Origin of the sequence: Mesorhizobium sp. M7A.F.Ca.US.006.04.2.1 (genome assembly GCF_004022915.1) — a bacterium.
Lineage (GTDB): Bacteria > Pseudomonadota > Alphaproteobacteria > Rhizobiales > Rhizobiaceae > Mesorhizobium > Mesorhizobium ciceri.
In genome coordinates, this window is record NZ_RZQA01001238.1 from 1 (window position 1) to 1,329 (window position 1,329).

Below are 1,329 nucleotides of genomic sequence, written 5' to 3' on the forward strand. Positions count from 1 at the left end.
GCATCGCACCGAGACATAAAATCGGAATCTTTGCCGAAGACAACATGTCGTACTCCTTGTTTTGTAAAGGGAATGATCGCTGCCGAGCATCAGTTGGCGTGCTCGGCGATCAGCTTGCGGACGGAGGCGATCTCGTCGGCGGAGAGCTTGCCGTCACCATCCCGGTCCGCGAGGTCGAACAAAGGCATGCTGCTGGCGAATTCCTGCTCGGAGACCTTGCCGTCGCCATTGGCGTCCATGCGCCGCCAGCGGCTGCCGAGCCGCGCCTGCGCCACCTCGGCGCGATCCTTGATCGCCTGGCGGGCGCTCTCCATCTCCTTCTCGTCGATGACGCCATCGCCATTGCGGTCGAGCTTCCTGAACAAGCGCTCGCGGGCGGCCGTCATCTCATCCTTGGAGATGGCGCCGTCGCCATTGGTATCGATCCGTTGCAGGATGCGCTGGCCCGGCATGTCCTGTGCCTGAGCCGCGCAGAGCGGCGCAAGCCCGATGAGCAAGGCCGCAATCAGTAACGAGCGTTTCATGATGATGTCCTTTCATTGTCAGGCCGCGGGGGCGACTGCTGACCGATACGCAGCGAGAGCCGGGCTCCTACGCTCGACACGCAAGATTTTTTGCCGGCCTTGAATCCTCTATCGCGGTGGGGATAGGCGGCTGTGCTGGCCGCCTCGAAAAAATCATCTCGCTTTGCGTAGGACCACCACAGGCGCTGCGTAGAAGGCTCTGCAAGGACGGTCCGCGGCGGACCATCCGACCCAATGCGGAGATCAATATGAACAAGATCGTCATGGCTCTTGCTGGCGTGCTGTTCTGCACCGCCAGCGCCTGTGCGGCTGACGGCGGTGCCAGGGAACTCTTCCGGCGCATAGACACCAACGGCGACCGCAAGCTCGAGTTCGGCGAAATCCAGGCCGCGCGGGCGCAGATGTTCGACCGGATGGATGCCAACCACAATGGCTTGCTCGATGCGGACGAAGTGCGCGGGGCAGTGGAACGGGTGAAGTCGAAGCGCGACTTCCAGGCCACGCAATTCGCCGGCTTCCAGGCCCAGGCCGGCCGCATCGACCGCAATGGCGACGGCAAGATTTCGCGCGACGAGTTTGCCGCCTTCATTCCCGACCGGCTGCTGCAGGCGGACAAGAACGGCGATGGCGCGCTTTCGATCTCCGAACTGCGGGCGCTCCGACGTCAGTAATCCCCGAACCCGTCGACCCCATTCAACAGGAGTGAAAAGATGAAACGGACAATCACGGCGTTTTGCAGTTTGATGATTGGCGCCACGGTGCTCGCCTCGCCGGCCGAGGCCTTGCCTGTCGTGCCGGCCACTAC

2 protein-coding genes are annotated in these 1,329 nt (G+C 62.6%); one reads left to right on the forward strand and one right to left on the reverse strand.

The genetic code is table 11. The features are described from left to right. Positions 1–89 precede the first annotated feature (89 nt). Positions 90–524, reverse strand: coding sequence for an EF-hand domain-containing protein (locus tag EN925_RS36185; protein WP_127370416.1), 435 nt, complete (start codon positions 522–524; stop codon positions 90–92). Between the two features lie 248 nt (positions 525–772). Between EN925_RS36185 and EN925_RS36190 the strand changes: the two genes are divergently transcribed. Further along, positions 773–1,195, forward strand: coding sequence for an EF-hand domain-containing protein (locus EN925_RS36190; RefSeq protein WP_127370417.1), 423 nt, complete (start codon positions 773–775; stop codon positions 1,193–1,195). Positions 1,196–1,329 lie beyond the last annotated feature (134 nt).

Bases quoted from the DNA above. Each gene is read 5' to 3' on its own strand.
- EN925_RS36185 (WP_127370416.1), bottom strand. From the start codon at position 524: ATGAAACGCTCGTTACTGATTGCGGCCTTGCTCATCGGGCTTGCGCCG.
- EN925_RS36190 (WP_127370417.1), top strand. From the start codon at position 773: ATGAACAAGATCGTCATGGCTCTTGCTGGCGTGCTGTTCTGCACCGCC.